14 protein-coding genes are annotated in these 18,602 nt (G+C 68.5%); 2 read left to right on the forward strand and 12 right to left on the reverse strand.

The genetic code is table 11. The annotated features are described in order from the left end of the window. Position 1: 1 nt before the first annotated feature. The 3 genes from Q0263_RS06595 to Q0263_RS06605 form a co-directional block, all read right to left on the reverse strand. Positions 2–2,098, reverse strand: a complete 2,097-nt coding sequence (locus Q0263_RS06595; protein WP_298014545.1) for a primosomal protein N' — start codon at positions 2,096–2,098, stop codon at positions 2–4. A 254-nt stretch (positions 2,099–2,352) separates the two neighbouring features. Continuing rightward, a complete protein-coding gene (gene hemE, locus Q0263_RS06600) occupies positions 2,353–3,420 on the reverse strand; it encodes a uroporphyrinogen decarboxylase (RefSeq protein WP_298014547.1) in 1,068 nt (355 codons plus the stop codon). Position 3,421: 1 nt separating this feature from the next. Then, positions 3,422–4,276, reverse strand: a complete 855-nt coding sequence (locus Q0263_RS06605; RefSeq protein WP_298014550.1) for a helix-turn-helix domain-containing protein — start codon at positions 4,274–4,276, stop codon at positions 3,422–3,424. Positions 4,277–4,575: 299 nt separating this feature from the next. Here Q0263_RS06605 and Q0263_RS06610 point away from each other — a divergent pair, with 299 nt between their 5' ends. Further along, complete coding sequence (locus Q0263_RS06610) at positions 4,576–5,895, forward strand: sodium:alanine symporter family protein (RefSeq protein ID WP_298014951.1); 1,320 nt, start codon at positions 4,576–4,578, stop codon at positions 5,893–5,895. A 52-nt stretch (positions 5,896–5,947) separates the two neighbouring features. Here Q0263_RS06610 and Q0263_RS06615 read toward each other — a convergent pair whose 3' ends face one another. From Q0263_RS06615 to Q0263_RS06655, 9 genes are all read right to left on the reverse strand, one after another. Then, positions 5,948–6,973, reverse strand: coding sequence for an ABC transporter ATP-binding protein (locus Q0263_RS06615; RefSeq protein ID WP_298014552.1), 1,026 nt, complete (start codon positions 6,971–6,973; stop codon positions 5,948–5,950). Then, positions 6,970–8,022 carry an ABC transporter ATP-binding protein gene (locus tag Q0263_RS06620; RefSeq protein ID WP_298014554.1) on the reverse strand — a complete coding sequence of 351 codons (1,053 nt, stop codon included), beginning with the start codon at positions 8,020–8,022 and terminating at the stop codon, positions 6,970–6,972. The genes Q0263_RS06615 and Q0263_RS06620 overlap by 4 nt, the downstream gene beginning before the upstream one ends. After that, the gene (ddpC, locus tag Q0263_RS06625) at positions 8,019–8,852 is read right to left on the reverse strand and encodes a D,D-dipeptide ABC transporter permease (RefSeq protein ID WP_298014556.1); all 834 of its coding nucleotides are present in this window, start codon (positions 8,850–8,852) and stop codon (positions 8,019–8,021) included. Before ddpC ends, Q0263_RS06620 begins: the two co-directional genes overlap by 4 nt. Continuing rightward, complete coding sequence (locus Q0263_RS06630) at positions 8,849–9,871, reverse strand: ABC transporter permease (RefSeq protein WP_298014558.1); 1,023 nt, start codon at positions 9,869–9,871, stop codon at positions 8,849–8,851. Before Q0263_RS06630 ends, ddpC begins: the two co-directional genes overlap by 4 nt. A gap of 55 nt (positions 9,872–9,926) precedes the next feature. Beyond that, positions 9,927–11,489 carry an ABC transporter substrate-binding protein gene (locus tag Q0263_RS06635; protein ID WP_298014560.1) on the reverse strand — a complete coding sequence of 521 codons (1,563 nt, stop codon included), beginning with the start codon at positions 11,487–11,489 and terminating at the stop codon, positions 9,927–9,929. 37 nt (positions 11,490–11,526) lie between these two features. Further along, positions 11,527–12,087: a D-alanyl-D-alanine dipeptidase gene (ddpX, locus tag Q0263_RS06640; protein ID WP_298014562.1), complete on the reverse strand. Its 561-nt coding sequence runs from the start codon at positions 12,085–12,087 to the stop codon at positions 11,527–11,529. Between the two features lie 61 nt (positions 12,088–12,148). After that, complete coding sequence (gene pgi / locus Q0263_RS06645; RefSeq protein ID WP_298014564.1) at positions 12,149–13,735, reverse strand: glucose-6-phosphate isomerase; 1,587 nt, start codon at positions 13,733–13,735, stop codon at positions 12,149–12,151. Positions 13,736–13,856: 121 nt separating this feature from the next. Continuing rightward, positions 13,857–15,053 carry an acetyl-CoA C-acyltransferase gene (locus Q0263_RS06650; protein ID WP_298014566.1) on the reverse strand — a complete coding sequence of 399 codons (1,197 nt, stop codon included), beginning with the start codon at positions 15,051–15,053 and terminating at the stop codon, positions 13,857–13,859. Between the two features lie 11 nt (positions 15,054–15,064). Further along, a complete protein-coding gene (locus tag Q0263_RS06655) occupies positions 15,065–17,488 on the reverse strand; it encodes a 3-hydroxyacyl-CoA dehydrogenase NAD-binding domain-containing protein (RefSeq protein WP_298014568.1) in 2,424 nt (807 codons plus the stop codon). Positions 17,489–17,775: 287 nt separating this feature from the next. On the opposite strand from Q0263_RS06655, the gene Q0263_RS06660 reads away from it, so the two are divergent. Further along, positions 17,776–18,546 (forward strand): hypothetical protein, encoded by a 771-nt coding sequence (locus Q0263_RS06660; protein ID WP_298014570.1) that lies wholly within the window; start codon positions 17,776–17,778, stop codon positions 18,544–18,546. Positions 18,547–18,602 lie beyond the last annotated feature (56 nt).

Genomic DNA, 18,602 nt, shown 5'->3' on the forward strand with positions numbered 1-18,602 from the left:
CTCAGATTTCCTGGGGATCGATTTCGAGCCCCCAGCGCACCGGCCGCCCGGCGGCCAGGGCATCGGCCTGCGGCAGCAGGGCCCGCAGCAAGCCGTGCAGCGCGCCGCGGCGCGAGGATTCGATCAGCAATTGGGCTCGTTCGACCCTGGCCACCCGCACGATCCGCAAGGGGACGGCATCGTACAGACAGACCTCCGCCGATTCCGGCATGGCGTCCGCCTGCGCCCGGACGGCTCGCAGGAAATCCAGGGCATCCGCCAGGCGCGCGGCCTGGGCCGTCAGCAGGGCCTGGCTGGAAAACGGCGGCAGGCCCAGGTCCTCGCGTTCGGCCAGGGCGGATTCGGCGAAACGCACGTAATCGTGCCGACACAACGCCTGATAGACCTGCTGGTCGGGATAATCGGTCTGCACCAGGACCTGCGCGCCGCCTGCGCGCCGCCCGGCGCGGCCCGCGACCTGCATCAGCTGGGCGAACAGGCGTTCCGGCGCCCGGAAGTCCTGGGCGAACAGCATGGTGTCGGCATTCAGCACGCCCACCAGCCCCAGACGCGCGAAGTCGTGGCCTTTGGACACCATCTGCGTGCCGACCAGGATGTCGGCCTGGCCGGCATGCACCTGGGCGAACAAGGCCTCGGCGCTGCCCTTGCGCCGCGTCGCATCGGCATCGATGCGCACGATCCGCGCCTGGGGAAAGCGTTCGGCCAGGAATTCCTCGACCCGCTGCGTACCCCGGCCCATGGGCTGCAAGTCCTGGTCGCCGCAATCCGGGCAGGCGCGGGGCACGGGCCGGGCGTCGCCGCAATGGTGGCACTGCAGCACCGCCCGGCGGCCTTCCCGATGCAGCACCGTGTGCGCCGTGCACCGGCGGCACTGGCTGACCCAGCCGCAGGAAGGGCAGCGCAGCACCGGGGCATAGCCGCGCCGGTTCAGGAACACCAGGCTTTGTTCGCCCTGTTCCAGCCGCGTGGCCAGCGCCTGCAGCAGCTGCGGCGTGAATCCCTGTTCCAGTTGCGCCCGGCGCGTATCGACCAGGCGGATGTCCGGCAGAGGCTGGGCCTGGGCGCGTTCCGGCAGAGACACCAGGCGGTAGTCCCCGCGCTGGGCGCGGCGCCAGCTTTCCAGGGACGGGGTCGCCGACCCCAGGACCACGGGAATCCCCAGGTCATGCCCCCGCCAGACGGCCAGGTCGCGGGCCGAATAGCGCAACCCGTCCTGCTGCTTGTACGAAGCGTCGTGTTCCTCGTCCACCACGATCAGTCCCAGGCGCGGCAGGGGCGTCATCAGCGCCAGCCGGGTGCCCAGCAGCAAAGCCGCCTGCCCCCGGGAGGCCCGCAGCCAGGCTCTCAGCCGCTCGCCATCGGACAGGCGGCTGTGCAGCACCGCCAGATCGCCCGTCGACGCGCAAAGCCGCGTCCTGACGACCTGTTCCAGCTGCGGGGTCAGATTGATTTCCGGCACCAGGATCAGGACCTGCCGTCCCTGGTCCAGCACCTGGCGGGCCAGCCGCAGATACAGTTCGGTCTTGCCGCTGCCCGTCACGCCATGCAGAAGCGCCACGCCATGCCCCGCCGCCCGCAAGGCCTGCAACTGATCCAGGGCGGTGCGCTGGCCGGCCGTCAGGGTCATCGCCGGAGCCGGGACGGCTTCCCCGGCCGCCGATCGCGCGGCGCCCGGCCTGCGGTCCGCCCGGCGGACAGGGCCGCCCGCCGCCCGCGATCCGGTGTAGGCAGCCGGCCTGCGCAGCGGCGGCGGCAGCGCCGGCAGCAGCACCTCGCCCAAAGGGCGGTGGTAGTACTGCGCGGCAAAACCCGCCAGCCGCAGCCAGTCGGCCGGCATGGGCGGCAGATCGTCCAGGACCGCCTCGATAGGGCGCACGCGGTCGGCGGCGACTTCCGGGCGTTCCCGCACGGCCCAGACCATGCCCACCATGGCCCGGCGGCCGAACACCACCCGCACCCGCACGCCCGGCGCAAGCGGCGCATCGTGGGAATAGTCGAACAGCCCCGGCAGGGGGACGTCCAGCGCGACCGCCAGAAAGACCGGCGCGGCGGATCCGCTGGTGCCTTCCGGGCGCGAGGAGTCAGGCGGCTCAAGCATGAGGACGTATTTTTCCGGCCTGTGGATAACTTTGTGGAGAAAGAGGGAACAAATGGATCAACACCAGTTCCCCGATTGAGTCAAGACTTGTCAAAACACCAGTATTTTTTGATTTTCTGTTTTAATTCAACGAATTACAAAAGAAACCCAGATTCATTCCAGGAATGTCGGTATTAACCCCGACCCGACAAAAATTGTGCATAAGCACAAAAGTCAAGCGCCCCGGGAACTGCGGGCCCGGAGCGGCCCCGCCATCAGGCATGATAAGCGCGGCTGGCGGTATGGACTTCGTCGATCAGGGACAGGACGGCATCGGGCGGGGTGAACTGCGAGATGCCATGGCCCAGGTTGAACACATGCCCCCCCGCCCCGACCATGCCGAAATCCGCCAGCACGCGGCGGACTTCCGTGCGGATGGCGGCATCGCTGCCGAACAGCGCCATGGGATCGAGATTGCCCTGCAGCGCCACGCGATCTTCCACGGCGCGCCGCGCCGTGGACAGCCGCGCGGTCCAGTCCAGCCCCACGGCATCGCAGCCGCTGGCGGCGATGTCCTGGATCCACTGGCCGCCGCCCTTGGTGAAGACGATGACGGGGACGCGCTGACCATCGTGTTCGCGCTGCAGGCCATCGAGCACCTGGCGCGTGTAATACAGGGAAAACTGCTGGAACAGCCCATCGGCCAGCACGCCCCCCCAGCTGTCGAACACCATGATGGCCTGGGCGCCGGCGCGGATCTGCGCATTCAGATACGCCTGCACCGCGCGCGCATTGACGTCCAGGATGCGGTGCAGCAGGTCGGGACGCTGATACAGCAGTGTCTTGATCTGCCGGTAATCGCTGCTGCCCTGGCCTTCGACCATATAACAGGCCAGGGTCCAGGGGCTGCCGGAGAACCCGATCAGCGGCACGGCGCCATCCAGCTCGCGGCGGATCAGGGACACGGCGTCGAAGACGTAACGCAGGCTGTCCAGATCGGGCTCCCGCAGGGCGGCGATCGCGGATTCGTCCCGCAGGGGGCGTTCGAAACGCGGCCCTTCCCCGGCCACGAACTGCAGGCCCAGGCCCATGGCGTCGGGCACGGTCAGGATGTCGGAAAACAGAATGGCCGCGTCCAGCGCGAAACGGCGCAAGGGCTGCAGCGTGACCTCACAGGCGTATTCCGGATTCTGGGCCAGGCCGAGAAAGGAGCCCGCCTGGGCGCGGGTCTGGTTGTATTCCGGCAGATAGCGCCCGGCCTGGCGCATCATCCAGACCGGGGTATAGGGCACGGGCTGGCGCTGCAATGCGCGCAGGAACACATCATTTTTCAACTGGGTCACGTCAGGTTTCCTGTGGACAGTCGCGTGATTCACACGCTGGCGGCTTGATCGGAGGAAGACTCTGGATTTTACCCGGCCCGTGCGCGGGAAGGTCGTCGTCCGGATCCGCCCGGTACGGGGCGGGATCGATGTCATGCTTGCGCATCAGGGCCCAGAAGGCGCGGCGGTGCTTCTGGGCCATGCGGGCCGCCAGGGTGACGTTGCCGCCATGGCGGCCCAGCGCCGCGCGGATGTAGGCGCGCTCGAAGCGGGCCACCACCTGGCTTTTGGCATCGCGGAACGAATCCCGCGAGGTCGCCCGCTGCATGGCCAGGGCCACGGCATAGGCTTCCAGTTCGGCCCCCGACCGGTCCAGGATGGTGTTGCAGAGATCGGCTTCGGTGGGCCCCTGGTTCGCCGGCGCCATCTTCCCGGGCATCGCCCGGCTGCCATAGACGGGATCGGGTTCGGCTACGCAGACCGGCGCGAGCCGTCTCAAGGCGCCTTCCAGCCGGGCCCGGAGTTCTTCGGGACAGAAGGGCGGCCGCAGGAAATCGGACGCCCCCAGGGCGATCAGGTCGTGCACCGCCTGGGCCCGCAGCCCGACGGCATAGACCAGCAGCACCGCGGGAAGCCGGCCGGCGCGCACCGCCAGCGCCGTGCGCCACGACGGCAGCGAGGATTCATCGGCATACAGCAAGCCGGCATCGTACCGGCCATGCGTCAGGGCGGGGTCGTCAAACAGCGTGTCGACCACCATGTGGCGCTGCTGCAGGGTGTGCAGATGCAGGCGCCCGCCCAGATGAACCCCTTTCAGGGCCTGGACCCAGCAGGGCTGTTCCAGGGTCAACAACGCGCAATCCAGTCGTTCTCGCATGCCAGGTCTCCCTTGGTGACTGCGGGGTCCGGTCCGACTGCCGTCGCCCCGCCGAAACACCAGAATAGGCACGCCCCGACAACCCGCCTAGTCGCAAAACTACGCTAGGGTTAACCCTTGTTCATGCTCTAATAAGCATCTTTTTGGAACTTATCACTGAATTCAGGGGATTTTCAGAAATATTCACTGAAACCCCAGTGATAGCATGGCGCCAATTTTATCCGGGAAGCAGGAGACAAACCTTGGAAGCATTGAACACTTTCGTCAACGACATCAACGGCCTGGTCTGGGGCCCGCCCATGCTGGTGCTGATCCTCGGCACGGGCTTTTTCCTGATGATCCTGCTGAAGTTCATGCCGCTGCGGCGCATCGGCACGGGCTTCGCCATGATCTGGCGCGGCCGCCATCGCGGCGATGCCGCCACGGGCGAGATCAGCCCCTTCGAAGCCCTGATGACCTGCCTGGCAGCCACCGTCGGGACCGGCAACATCGCCGGCGTGGCGACCGCCATCGCCGTGGGCGGCCCCGGCGCGCTGTTCTGGATGTGGTGTACGGCTCTGGTCGGGATGGCCACCAAATACGCCGAAGTCGTGGTCGCCGTCCATTTCCGTGAAAAGGACGAACGCGGCGAACACGCCGGCGGCCCCATGTACGCCATCAAGAACGGCCTGGGCCGCAAGTGGCTCTGGCTGGGCTTCGCCTTCGCGATCTTCGGCGGCTTCGCCGGCTTCGGCATCGGCAACATGGTCCAGGTCAACAGCATGGCCCAGGCGCTGGAATCCACGTTCTCGGTGCCCACCTGGATCACCGGCGTCGTCACCATGATCCTGATCGGCCTGGTCATCCTGGGCGGCATCAAGCGCATCGGCGCGGTCGCGGCATCCCTGGTGCCGTTCATGTGCGTGGCCTACGTGCTGGCCGGCCTGGTCGTCCTGGCCGTCAACGCGGAACGCATCCCGGAAGCCCTGGACCTGATCTTCACCCACGCCTTCTCGCCCATCGCCGCCACGGGCGGTTTCGCCGGCGCCGCCGTCATGGCCGCCATCCGGTTCGGTGTCGCGCGCGGCATCTTCTCGAACGAGGCCGGCCTGGGCTCGGCCGGCATCGCACAGGCGGCGGGCACCACCAGCAATGCGGTGGAATCCGGCCTGATCGGCATGATGGGCACCTTCATCGATACCATCATCATCTGCAGCATCACCGGCCTGGCCATCGTGTGCTCGGGCGTGTGGAGCAGCGGGGAAAGCGGGGCCGCCCTGTCGGCCAGCGCCTTCGAAGTGTCCATGCCCGGCATCGGCGGCATCATCCTGACCATCGCTCTGGTGATCTTCGCCTTCACCACCATCCTGGGCTGGAGCTACTACGGCGAAAAATGCTGGGAATTCCTGCTGGGCTCCAGATCCACGCTGCCGTACCGCATCGTGTGGGTGGTCGCCATCCCCTTCGGCGCCGTCACGCAGCTGGACTTCGCCTGGCTGCTGGCCGACACCTTGAACGGCCTGATGGCCCTGCCCAACCTGGCTTCGCTGATTTTGCTGAGCCCGGTCATCGTGAAACTGACGCGGGACTATTTCCAGAACCGCGCCTCGACCGGTGAACTGAGCGCGCAGACGAAATAAGCGGCTCGCCGCGCATCGCCGTCGCCCCGGCAGCCCAGGCTGCCGGGGCTTTTTATTTTTGCGCCACGTGGCAGCGGAACAGATGCTGCGGAGCGTCCGCGTCGCACAGCAGCGGCTGCGGTCGTTCGCACCCCTGCCTAGCCCACGGGCAGCGTTCCCGGAAGAAGCAGCCGGCGGGCAGGACGCGGTTGCCCGGCAGCTCCACCGGCTCGGCGGGCGCACCGTCCGTCCAGGGCCGATCCAGGCGCGGCACGGCATCCAGCAATTCCCGGGTATAGGGATGGCGAGGCGTTTCCAGCACGGCGGCTGCGGTCCCCTGTTCGACGATCTGGCCCAGGTACATGACGGCGACCCGGTCGCACAGATGCCGTACGACGGACACATTGTGCGAGATCAGCACATACGTCAGCCCGTGGCGGCCGCGCAGGTCCTGCAGCAGGTTCAGGATCTGCGCCTGCACGGAAATGTCCAGCGCCGAGGTCGGCTCGTCCAGCACGATCACGTCGGGATCGGAGGACAAGGCGCGGGCGATGGCGATGCGCTGGCGCTGGCCGCCGGAAAACTCATGCACGTAACGATCCAGGGTCTCGGGACGCAAGCCGACCTGGACGGCCAGTTCGGCCGCGCAGGCGCGCAAGGCCGCCCTGCCCGACCGCGAATCCCGTCCCGGCGCGGCGCGGCGCCCCCGGACGACGACCGGCTCGACGATGACCTTCCAGGCCGGCAGCCGCGGATCCAGCGAAGACTGGGGATCCTGGAAAACGATCTGGACGTTGGCCGGACGCCCGTCGCCGCGCGGCTGGCGCCGCACCTCGCCTTCCGTGGGCGGCAACAGCCCCATCAGCACCTGGGCCAGCGTGCTTTTTCCGCAGCCGGATTCCCCGACGATGCCGAAGGCCTCGCCGCGCCGGATGCGCAGATCGATGCCGTTGAGCGCATGAGCGGACTGCGCGACGCGGCCCCGCCAGTCGCGGACCATGGGAAATCGGACGCGAACGTCCCGGACCTCCAGGACCAGATCCTGTTCCTGCTGTCCGGCGCCTGCGCCCGGCGCCATGGGGAGATCCATAATCGTCATGTCCGCTCTCCGGGCATGTCCGCCGCCGGCTGCGCCAGGGGATGCCAGCAGGCCAGCAGGCGCTCTTCCGCCGCCCCTTCGCCGGCCGCCGCCGGTTCCGGCGTGTCCGTATCCAGAGGCAGCAAGGCGGGCCGCTGGCGGCAGGCCTCGTCCGCGAAAGCGCAGCGATCGAAGAACGGGCAGCCCGACGGCGGATGGCGCATGTCGGGCACCTGCCCCGGAATCGCCGCCAGCGCCGTCCCCGGCGACGCGCCTTCCGGCAGGCCATCGAGCAGGCCGCGCGTGTAGGGATGGCGCGGATCCCGCAGCACCCGCCGCGTCGGCCCCTGCTCGACCACCGTGCCCGCGTACATCACGTACACCCGGTCGCACAACTGGGACACGACCGCCATGTCGTGCGTGATGAACAGGATGGCGGTGCCCCGCTCGCGCGCGTGGTGGCGCAGCAGCTGCAGGACCTGGCGCTGCACGGTGACGTCCAGCGCCGTCGTGGGCTCGTCCGCGATCAGCAGGTCCGGGTCGCAGGAAAAGGCCATGGCCACCATGACGCGCTGGCGCATGCCGCCCGACAATTCAAAAGGATAGGCCCTCAGCACCTGGGCCGGATCCGGGATCATCATGTCGCGCAGCAGGGATTCCGCCTGGGCCAGGGCGTCGCGCGAACGGACGCGGCGATGCGCGCGCAGGACGCCGCACATCTGTTCGCCGATCCGCTGCGTGGGATTCAGGGCCGTCATCGGTTCCTGAAAGATCATGGCGGCCCGGCGGCCGCGCCACTGGCGCACGATGGATTCCGGGGCGGCCAGCACGTCGTCTCCTCCCAGATGCAGGCTGCCTTCGGCGACCCGGTAGCCGTCCGGCGGCAACAGCCGCAGGGCGGCCATGGCCGTCACGGACTTGCCGGAGCCGGACTCGCCCACGATGCCGACGATCTCCCCCGGCATGACGCGCAGGCTGACGCCATTGAGCGCCCGGACGGCCCCGCCGAAGACGGGGAATTCCAGCGACAGGCCGCGCACGTCCAGGATGGGGGTGGCGTCCGCGTTCATTTCACCCTCGACTTCGGATCCAGCAGATCCCGCACGCCGTCGCCGACCAGATTGCAGGCCAGCGCCGTCACCAGAATGGCGCACCCCGGCGTCACCGTGTACCACCATTGATCCAGCAGGAAATTGCGGCCGGTGGCCACCATGGCCCCCCATTCCGCCGTGGGCTGCTGAGCCCCCAGGCCGATGAAGCCCAGCGCCGCCGCCATCAGGATCGCGCCGCCCACGTCCAGTGTGGCCTGGACCACGATGGGCGAGGCGGCGTTGCGCACCACGTGCCAGCGCACCACGTGGCGCCGGCCGGCGCCGAAGGTCCAGGCGGCCTGCACATAGGCCATCTCGCGGATGCTGAGGGTCTGGCCGCGCGCCAGCCGCACGTAGAAGGGAATCCGGACCAGGGTGATGGCCAGCATGGCGTTGAACAGACTGGGCCCGAGCGCCGCGGCCAGCGCCATGATCAGCACCAGCGACGGGACGGACAGCACGACGTCCATGGTCCGCATGATCAGGCCGTCGATGCGGCCGCCCAGGATGCCGGAAAAACAGCCGACGATCGCGCCGACCACGCTGGCGCACCCGGCCACGAACAAGCCCACCCCGATGGACTGCTGCCCGCCATACAGGACCCGGCTGAAAATGTCGCGCCCGACCTCGTCCGTCCCGAACCAGTGCTGCGCGGACGGCGCCGCCAGGCGCTGGACCAGATTGATCTGCTCCGGATCATACGGCGCCACCCAGCCCGCCAGGCCCACCGCCAGGCCGACGGCCAGCAGGATCAGCAAGCCCAGAAGCATCAGGGGGCTGCGGCGCAGCTGATACCAGAAATAGCTCACCCGATCCCCCGGATGCGCGGATCCAGCCGCCGATACAGCAGGTCAACCAGCAGGTTCAGCACCACGTAGGCGAAAGACACCACGACGGCAAAGCCCATCACCGCCGGGAAATCCAGCGCCTGGATCGAATCCACCACATAGGCCCCCATGCCGGGCCAGCCGAAGACCGTTTCCGTCAGGACCGCGCCATAGAGCAGGTCCCCCAGGGCCAGCCCCAGGACGGTGACGGACGGAATCAGGGCATTGGGCAGGGCGTGGCGCAGCACCACGACCCAGGGCGACAGGCCATAGGCCCGCGCCGTGCGCACGTAGTCCTCGTTCAGCTGTTCGAGCATGGAGGAGCGCACCTGGCGGGCCACCACCCCCAGGTGGACGAAACCCAGGGTGATGGCGGGCAGCAGCATGTGCTGCAGCGCGCTGCGCCACACCGGCCAGTCGCCCGCCAGGGCGGCATCGATCAGGTACAGGCCCGTGACGCCGGGCGGAGGCGCCATGCCCTGGTCGATGCGCCCGCCCCCCGGCAGCCAGCCCAGATTCCCATAGAAAATGACGATCAGGCCCAGGCCCAGCCAGAACGCCGGCGTGGAAATGCCGGCCACGGCCAGCGTCCGGGCCAAGTGATCCGTCAGGCGGTTGCGGTAGACCGCGGACAGCACCCCCAGCGGAATGCCCAGCACGGTCGCCAGGATCAGGGCCACCAGCGCCAATTCCAGCGTCGCAGGGAAAAAGGCGGCGATGTCCTGCAGCACGGGGCGGTGCGTGCGGATGGAGGTGCCCAGATCGCCGTGCAGCAGTTGCCCCATGTAGTGCAGATATTGCTGCGGCAAGGGCAGATCCAGCCCCAGCTGGCTGCGGATGTGGGCGACGATTTCGGGCGTGGCCCGATCGCCCGCCACCAGCCGGGCCGGATCGCCGGGCACCAGATGGGAGATGATGAAGGTGATGAGGGACACCCCCACCACCACCCACACCAGGCTGATCAGACGCCGGCCCACGACCGGCAGCCACGACCCATTCATGCCCGGAACCCTTCGGCGCCCGGCCCGTCAGCGGCCGGGACGAATGGACGATGCGTCATTTCTTCATGTCGGCGACGTTGAAAACGCGCTCCAGCATGGGATTGAAGACGAAGCCCTGCACATTGGCGCCCAGCCCGGCCTGGTAGTTCTTCTGGTACAGATAGGCATAGGCCGCGTCCTTGACGACCTGTTCCTGGACCTGCTTGTACAGGGCGATCCGCTTGGACTGGTCGCTGAGCGTGGCGGCCTCGCGCAGCCAGCCGTCCACCTGGGGATTGGAATAGAAGGACCGGTTGCCCGCCAGGCCCTTCTTGTCCGAATCGAACCAGTAGCTGGTGAACATGTAGGGGTCGGCGAAATCCGGGCTCCAGTTGCCGATGGAAATGTCGAAATTGCCCTGGCCCAGGTTTTCGCGCAAGGTGGCGTTGGCCAGTTTTTCGAGCTTGACCGGGATGCCGGCCGCCGTCAGGTTGGCCTGCACGGTCAGGGCGATGGGTTCCCAGGCGGGATCCTGGGTCGAATAACGAAGCAGCAGCGGGGATTTGACGCCGCCGGCCTTGCTCACCAGGGCCTTGGCGGCCGCCACGTCCTGCTTGGGCTGCGGCAGATCGGCATCGTAGCCCCACATGCCTTCCGGGATCGGACCGCGCATCTGCTTGGCCTGCCCCATCATGATGCCATCGACGATGCCCTTGTAATCCAGCGAATCCACGACCGCGTGGCGCAGATCGGCGCTTCGCAGCGGGCCCTTGGCATTGTTCAGATACAGGTAGGTGACGCGCAGCGACGGAAATTCCGCCACGTGCACGGCCTTGTCCTTCTTCAGGGCTTGCAACTGGTCGACCGGCAGTTCCTCGGCCACGTCCAGATCGCCTTTTTGCAGCTGCAGGCGGCGGGCGGAGGATTCCGGCACGATCTTGACCACGAACTTGTCCAGCACGGGCTTCTTGGACCCGGCGTAATGCGGATTGCGTTCCAGCGTCAGCGCCTGGCCCTTCTGCCAGGAAACCAGCTGATAGGGGCCGGAGCCGGCCGTGTGGCCCGACAGCCAGGCATCGGCGTCCGGGCGCTGCATGGCCTTGGGATTGACGATGGAGGCGCCGTTGTTGGCCAGGGTGTACAGGAAGGGGGCGAACGGCTTTTTCAGGGTGAAGCGCACGGTCTTGGCGTCCACCGCATCGATCTTCATGTCGGCGGGGAAGGCTTCGGACGGGCCCTGCTTTTTGGCCAGCAGCCGTTCGAAGGATTGTTTCACGGCCTGCGCATCCACGGCCGTGCCGTCCGCGAACTGCTGGCCGGCGTTCAGGGTGAACGTCCACACCAGATTGTCGGGCGAAGTGGTCCAGCTGGCGGCCAGATCGCCTTCGACTTCGGTCGAGCCCTTGCCGTCGACCTGCTTGTAGCGCATCAGGCGCTGGTAGGCGGGATAGGTGACGGTCCAGTCGTTGTTGTCGATCGTGATCGCGGGATCCAGCGTCTGGGGGTCGGCGGGCTTGCCGATGACCAGGGTATCGGCCGGCGTCGCCGCGGCCGCTCCGCCGGCCAGGGCCAGCGCCCCGAGCCCCATCACGGCAGCCATCACGGCCCGGCGCGCGCCGGTCTGAATCATGAATTGCATGGTGTGTCTCCATCCATCGAACAAGGGTCTTCCGGTCTCAGTGTGTGTGGTACACCTGGACCATGTCGCTTTCCGGCAGTAACGCATATTCCCGCGCGTTCGGCAATTCGTAGTGCCACCATTCCGTGGGAATCGAACGGAAGCCGGCCTGCAGCATGATGCCCAGCAGCAGATGGCGGTTGCGCTGGGCTTCGGGCGGCACGTCGTCGCGGTCGTGGTGGGACTGGTCGCGCATGTCGTCAAAGCCCGTGCCCATGTCCAGCGGCTGCCCGCTGCTTTCCAGCAGGCCCACGTCCACGGCCACCCCGCGCGTATGGTTGGACCCCTGGGCCGCATCGGCCACATAGCGCGGATCCGGCAAGGCTTTCCAGAAGACGGCCTGCGCCCCCGCAGGCCGATAGGCGTCGTAGACGACCAGCGCCAGGTCCGCCCGGCGGGCCGCCTGCGCGGCGCGGCGCAGGCACTCCGCCGCCGCAGGACGCAGCGCGCAGCGGGCCCCGGGCGCATAAATGGGACGCCCGATCAGGTTGTCCGCCGTTGCATAAGCCAGCGCGATCCGCACGCCGTCGGCGTGCGTCAGTTCGATCAGTTCCGTCATGGGCCTCCCGTTTCCGTGTGTACGTCCGTCACCGCACTGTACCGGAAACCGCCGGCCGGCATCAGCCTCGCAGCTGACGTATCCAGTGGCAGGTCGAGGCGTCGTGCCCATCGTCGCCCGTCGCAGGGTCGGCGGCCGGCGTCAGCGCCTGCACGATGCCGCGCGCCAGGACCTTGCCGTATTCCACCCCCCACTGGTCGAAGGGGTCGATGCCCCAGATGACGCCCTGGGTGAAGACGCGATGCTCATAGAGCGCCAGCAGGGCGCCCAGGGAATACGGCGACAGGCGCGGCAGCGCGATCAGGTGGTTGGGGCGGCCGCCGGGGTGCACGCGATGCGGCGCCAGCCGATCCGCCTGTTCGGGGGACAGGCCTTCGGCCAGGCATTCGGCCCGTGCCTGCGTCAAGGTCTTGCCGCGCATCAGCGCTTCGCGCTGGGCCAGGCAGTTCGCCAGCAGCTGGCGGTGATGCGCTGCCCAATGGTGGTCGGCCTGGCAGCACAGGATGAAATCCACCGGGGCGCCGTCGCTGCCCTGATGCATCCACTGGAAAAACGTATGCTGGGCATCCGTGCCGGGCATCCCCCAGACGGCGGGCCCGGTGGGCACCCCCACCGGCCGGCCCGCCAGGTCCACGGACTTGCCCAGCGATTCCATGTCCAGCTGCTGCACGTAGGGCACCAGGTTCGCCAGGCGCGAATCATAGGGGGCGATGTTCAGGGACCCCTGCCCCAGGACGCTGCGGTTGACGATGCCCGCCAGCGCCATGCGCACCGGGGCGTTGACCTGCAAGGGCGCCTGGGCGAAATGCGCATCCATGGCGGCGGCGCCCATGCGCAGGCCCGCCAGCACGTCCGAGCCCACCGCCAGGGCGGTCGTCAGGCTGACGGCCGACCAGACGGAAAACCGGCCGCCGACCCAATCCCACAGGCGGAAGATCTGCGTGTCCGGGATGCCCCAGGCGCGGGCGCGGTCGGGCTGGGCCGTGACCGCCGCCATGTGATCCGCCGGATCCAGCCCGGCCGACAGCAGCCATTCCCGCGCCCGCGCCCCATTTTCCAGGGTTTCGGACGTGGTGAACGATTTGGAGACCAGAACGACCAGGGTATCGCGCGGATCCAGCCCGGCCAGGCCGCCTTCGATGGCGTGGCCGTCGATATTGGCGACGAAGCGCACGTCGCGCCAGGTGCCGGCGTACCCGAAGGCGGACACGGCCAGGCGCACCCCCCAATCCGATCCGCCGATGCCGACATGCACGATATGGCGCCAGCGGCGTTCGGCGTCCGCCCGGCGCACCCAGGCGTCCATGCGTTCGCGTTCGGCCTGCACGTCGGCCGGCGCCGTCGGCGCCCGCAGCACGGTGTGCCAGGCGGCCCGGTTCTCTGTGGCGTTGACGATCTCGCCCGCCAGCAGGCGGCGGCGCTGTTCCTCGAACCCCCGCGCCCGCAGCAGGGCCTCGCCGGCCGCCAGCAGGTCGGACGAATGGCGCTGGCCGCTGGCGTCCAGCGTCAGGCCGGGGGCCTCAAGCAGATCCAGGCCGTCGGCGCGCGGGGGACAGGTCTGCGCCGCCACGACGAATCGCTTCCATTCGGGAAGATCGGTCAGGGGGGCGAGACTGCCGACGGACACGGGCAAGGGGGCTTGGGACATGACGAAAGTATAGAGGCAAGCCCGGCGTCCGAGACGACGGAATGCGTTGCGATCATTACAAGACGCAAGCAGGCCCCCGGAGAGGCCGCGCGGCGCGCCCTGCAATCAGTCGATCAGCCGATCAGCAGCGCTCGTAGATGCCCGCCGCGCCCATGCCCGTGCCCACGCACATGGTGACCATGCCGTATTGCAGATTGCGGCGGCGCATGGCATGGATGGTCGTGGCCGAGCGGATCGCGCCGGTGGCGCCCAGGGGGTGGCCCAGGGCGATGGCGCCGCCCATGGGATTGACCACGTCCTCGTTCAGCCCCAGGTCGCGGATGACGGCCAGGGACTGGGCGGCAAAGGCTTCGTTCAGTTCGATCCAGCCCATCTGGTCCAGCGTCAGGCCGGCTTTCTTCAGCGCGGCCGGGATGGCTTCCTTGGGACCGATGCCCATGATGTCGGGCGGCACGCCGCGCACGGCGAAGGACACGAAGCGCGCCAGCGGCGTCAGATTGTGTTCCTTCAGGGCGCGCTCGGACACCACCAGCAGGGCGCCGGCGCCGTCGGACGTCTGCGAACTGTTGCCCGCCGTGACGCTGCCCCTGGCGGCGAATACCGGGCGCAAGCGCGCCAGGGCCTCCAGGCTGGTGTCGGCCCGCGGGCCCTCGTCCAGGGTCACGGTATGCCGGGTCTCGCGCACCTCGCCCGAGGCCAGGTCCGGCACGCGGCGGACGATCTCCACCGGCAGCATTTCATCGGCGAACTCGCCCGCCTGCTGCGCCGCGAGGGCGCGCTGGTGCGAACGCAGCGCGAAGGCGTCCTGATCGGCGCGGGAAATGTCCCAGCGCTCGGCGACCTGTTCCGCCGTCGCGCCCATGCCGTAGGCGATGCCGATGTTGTCGTCGTTCAGGTAGACGTCCGGGCTGAACGAGGTGTTGATGCCCATGGTGGGCACCAGGCTCATGGATTCCGTGCCGCAGGCCAGCATCACGTCGGCCTCGCCCACGCGGATGCGGTCGGCCGCCATGGCCACCGCCGTCAGGCCCGACGCGCAGAAGCGGTTGACCGTGACGCCGGCCACCGACTGGGGCAGGCCCGCCAGCAGGACGCCGACACGCGCCACGTTCAGGCCTTGGGGACCTTCGGGAATGGCGCAGCCGACGATGGCGTCCTCGATGGCGGCCGGGTCCAGGTTGGGCGCCTGGGCCAGCACGCCCCGGATCGCCTTGGCCAGCAGATCGTCGGGCCGGGTGTGGGAATACATGCCGCGCGGGGCCTTGCCGATGGGCGTGCGCGTCGCAGCGACGATATAAGCTTGTTGCAGGGCAGTCATCGAAGGTCTCCTTAATTGCGGACGGGCTTGCCGGTCTGCAGCAGCCCGGCAATGCGCTCTTGTGTCTTGGGGTTGGCCAGCAGGCCCAGGAAGGCCTGGCGCTCCAGCTTCAGCATCCAGGCCTCGTCCACCAGGCTGCCGGGATCGACGTCCCCGCCGCAGATGGCCGTGGCCACCTCCAGGCCGATGTGGAAGTCGTAGTCGCTGATGTAGCCGCCCACGTGCATGTTCACCAGCTGCGCCCTCAAGGTGGCGATCGCGTCGCGCCCGGCCACCGGGAAGCGGGCGGCCAGCGGCGCGCGGTAGCCCTGCTCGGCCAGGTTGGCGGCTTCCCGCACGGCCACGTACAGCAGTTCGTGGCGATTCATGACGATGGGATCGGAATCACGCAGGTAGCCGATCTCGCGGGCCTCCAGGGCGGATTTCGACACGCGGGCCGTGGCCACGGACAGCACGAAGTTCTTCACGTAGGCCAGCAGCGGGGCGTCCGGAGCCGACTGGGCCTGGATTTCCGCCGCGCGGCGGGCGCTGTAGGTGATGCCGCCCGCCCCCGGCACCAGGCCGATGCCGACCTCCACCAGGCCGATGTAGGTTTCCAGGTGCGCCACGCGACGGGCGCAATGCACGGACAGCTCGCAGCCGCCGCCCAGCGCCAGGCCCGCCACGGCGGCCACCACCGGCACCTGGGCGTAGCGCACGCGCAGCACCATGTCCTGCATTTCCTTCTGAATCGGCTCGACGGCCTTGACGCCACCCGTCATGAAGGCCGGCAGCATGGCCTTCAGGTCGGCGCCGGCCGAAAACGGGTCTTCCAGCTGGCCGATGACCAGGGCCTTGTAGCCCTGTTCGGCCAGGTCCACGGCGTGGACCACGCCGCGCACCACGTCGGGGCTGAGGGTGTGCATCTTGGTCTTGAAGGACGCGATCAGCACGTCCTGCGGATGCGGCGCGGGCAGCGTCCAGCACAGGATCGCATCGTTCTCATAGACGACGGCGGGCGTGACCGCCGGTCCTTCTCCCACCAGGCGCGGCGCGCCGATCTGGCGCTGGTAGACCGGCAGCGCGCTGCGCGGCACATAGGCGTTCCTGGCCGGGCTGAAAGAGCCTTCCGGCGTGTGCACGGCCTGCTTGTCCCAGACCGGGCCGCCAACGGCCCAGGCGGGCAGCGGGGCCGACGACAGGGTCTTGCCTGCGGCGATGTCCTCGTTGATCCAGCCGGCGACCCGCTGCCAGCCTGCGGCCTGCCAGATTTCAAAGGGGCCGAAGCTGTGGCCGAAGCCCCATTTCATGGCCTGGTCCAGTTCGCGCGCGCTGTCGGCGATCTCGCCCAGATGCACGGCGCTGTAGTGGAAGGTGTCTCGCAGCACGGCCCAGACGAACTGCGCCTGCGGGTGCTCGGAATCGTGCAGGGCCTGCAGGCGCTTGGCCGGGTCGCGTTCCTTCAGGATCTCCTTGACCTCGTCATCGGCCTTTTCGCCGGACGGCACGTAGGCGCCCGCCTTGGGGTCCAGGCGCAGGATCTGCTTGCCTTCCTTCTTGAAGAAACCCGCCTGGGTCTTCTGCCCCAGCGCGCCCTTCTCGATCAGGCCGGCCACCACGGGCGGAATGCTGAAATGCGCGTGGAAGGGATCATCCGGCAGTTGATCCTTCATGGTGTTGATGACGTGCGCCAGCGTATCCAGGCCGACCACGTCGGCCGTGCGATAGGTGCCGGACTTGGCGCGGCCCAGACGGGTGCCGGTCAGGTCATCCACCAATTCATAAGGCAGGTCGAAGGCCCGGGTATGGTGGAAGACGGACAGGATGCCGAACACGCCGATACGGTTGCCGATGAAATTCGGGGTGTCCTTGGCGCGGACCACGCCTTTGCCCAGCTGCGACACCAGGAAGGTTTCCAGGTGGTCCAGCAGGGCCGGTTCGGTGGCGGCGGTGGGGATCAGCTCCACCAGCGGCATATAGCGCGGCGGGTTGAAGAAGTGCACGCCGCAGAAGCGATGGCGCAGGGCTTCCGGCAGGGCCTCGGACAAAGACGTGATCGACAGGCCGGAGGTGTTGCTGGCGACGATGGCGTGCGGGTTCAGCGCCGGAGCCAGCTTGTGATACAGGTCGCGCTTCCAGTCCAGGCGTTCGGCTATGGCTTCGATGACCACGTCGCAGTCGGCCAGCAGGCCCAGGTCTTCCTCGTAATTGGCCGGGGTGATCAGGTCCGCCAGCCTGTCCACGCCCAGGGGCGCGGGGTTCAGTTTCTTCAACTGGGCGATGGCGCGGCCCACGATGGCGTTCTTGCCGCCCTGGCCGTCGTCCTTGGCCAGGTCGAACAGCACCACCGGCACGCCGGCGTTGACGCAATGGGCGGCGATCTGCGCGCCCATGACCCCGGCGCCGCACACCGCCACGCGGCGGATGAACAGGGGGGCGGACTGACTGGTTTGCATGATATGGTGTCCTCTCACGATGATGGAAGATCCCGGATGGGCGGCTCCCTGGCATGTCGGCCCCGTCAGCCGGGTGCTCCGGGCATCCTCTGGTCCCGGGGATCCTCCGATCCCTCGCCGAAAGCCGATTTTCTGATTGTCGCTGATTTGCTTCCAAAATTCAAACGATCGTTTGAATTAATGGGTGCCATCATCTTCATGGTGCGCGACGGCGAGCGTCCGCGCAAGGCTCCTATAATCTAAGGCCTTGACGGATACGTTGGCCGAACCCGGCTCCAACACACATCATGGCCCGCCTCCCCCGCCTGTATGCCCCCCGCGTTCCGCAACTGGCGCAGGCCCGGTTCGCCCGGGCGCTGGCGCCTGCCGACGCGCCGGCGCCGGGTGCCGCCCTGGACCGGATCGCCGGCTGGCTGGCCGAAGAAGCCCGCCTGGCGGCCACCCCGAAGAATGACGCCCCCAGGCCGCCCCGCCCGGATGCCGGCCCATCGGCTGGCGCCGGCGCGCCGGCCGTCTCCATCCATGCCTGGGCCATCCTGCCCGACAGCATCACGCTGCTGGCCACGCCGGGCGACGACCAGTCCCTGCCCCGCCTGATGCAGGCCCTGGGGCGGCGCATGGGGTCGGGGCTGCTGCGCACCCGCGTGTATGCGGGCCGCTATCACAACGCGCTACTGGAACCCGGCCGCTGGGTGCTGCCCGCCATGGTCTGGGTGGAATCGCTGGCGGCCGCGGCGGGCCATGTGGCCGCCGCCACTCAGTGGCCCTGGTCTTCCGCGGCGGAACACGCGGGGCAGGCCGCCGGCACGACCGACACCATCGGCTGGCTGCTGGACCACCCGGACTACTGGCGCGAAGGCGACACGCCCTTCGCCCGCCAGGCCGCCTGGCGCAAGCGCCTGGCGGCCGGCCTGGCCGAATCGCAGGGTCGGCAGATCGAAGCCGCCCTGCACGGGCAGTGGGCCCTGGGGGAAAAGATCTTCCTGACGCACCTGGGGCGCCTGGCGTCCCGGCGCGTCAGCCCCGCGCCCCGGGGGCGGCCCAGGAAAACCAGCTAGGCGGCGATGCCGCCATGCCTGGACAACATCCGGCAGGGGCCCGCACATCAAACAAT

It is taken from the genome of uncultured Castellaniella sp. (assembly GCF_937988725.1).
Lineage (GTDB): Bacteria > Pseudomonadota > Gammaproteobacteria > Burkholderiales > Burkholderiaceae_B > Castellaniella.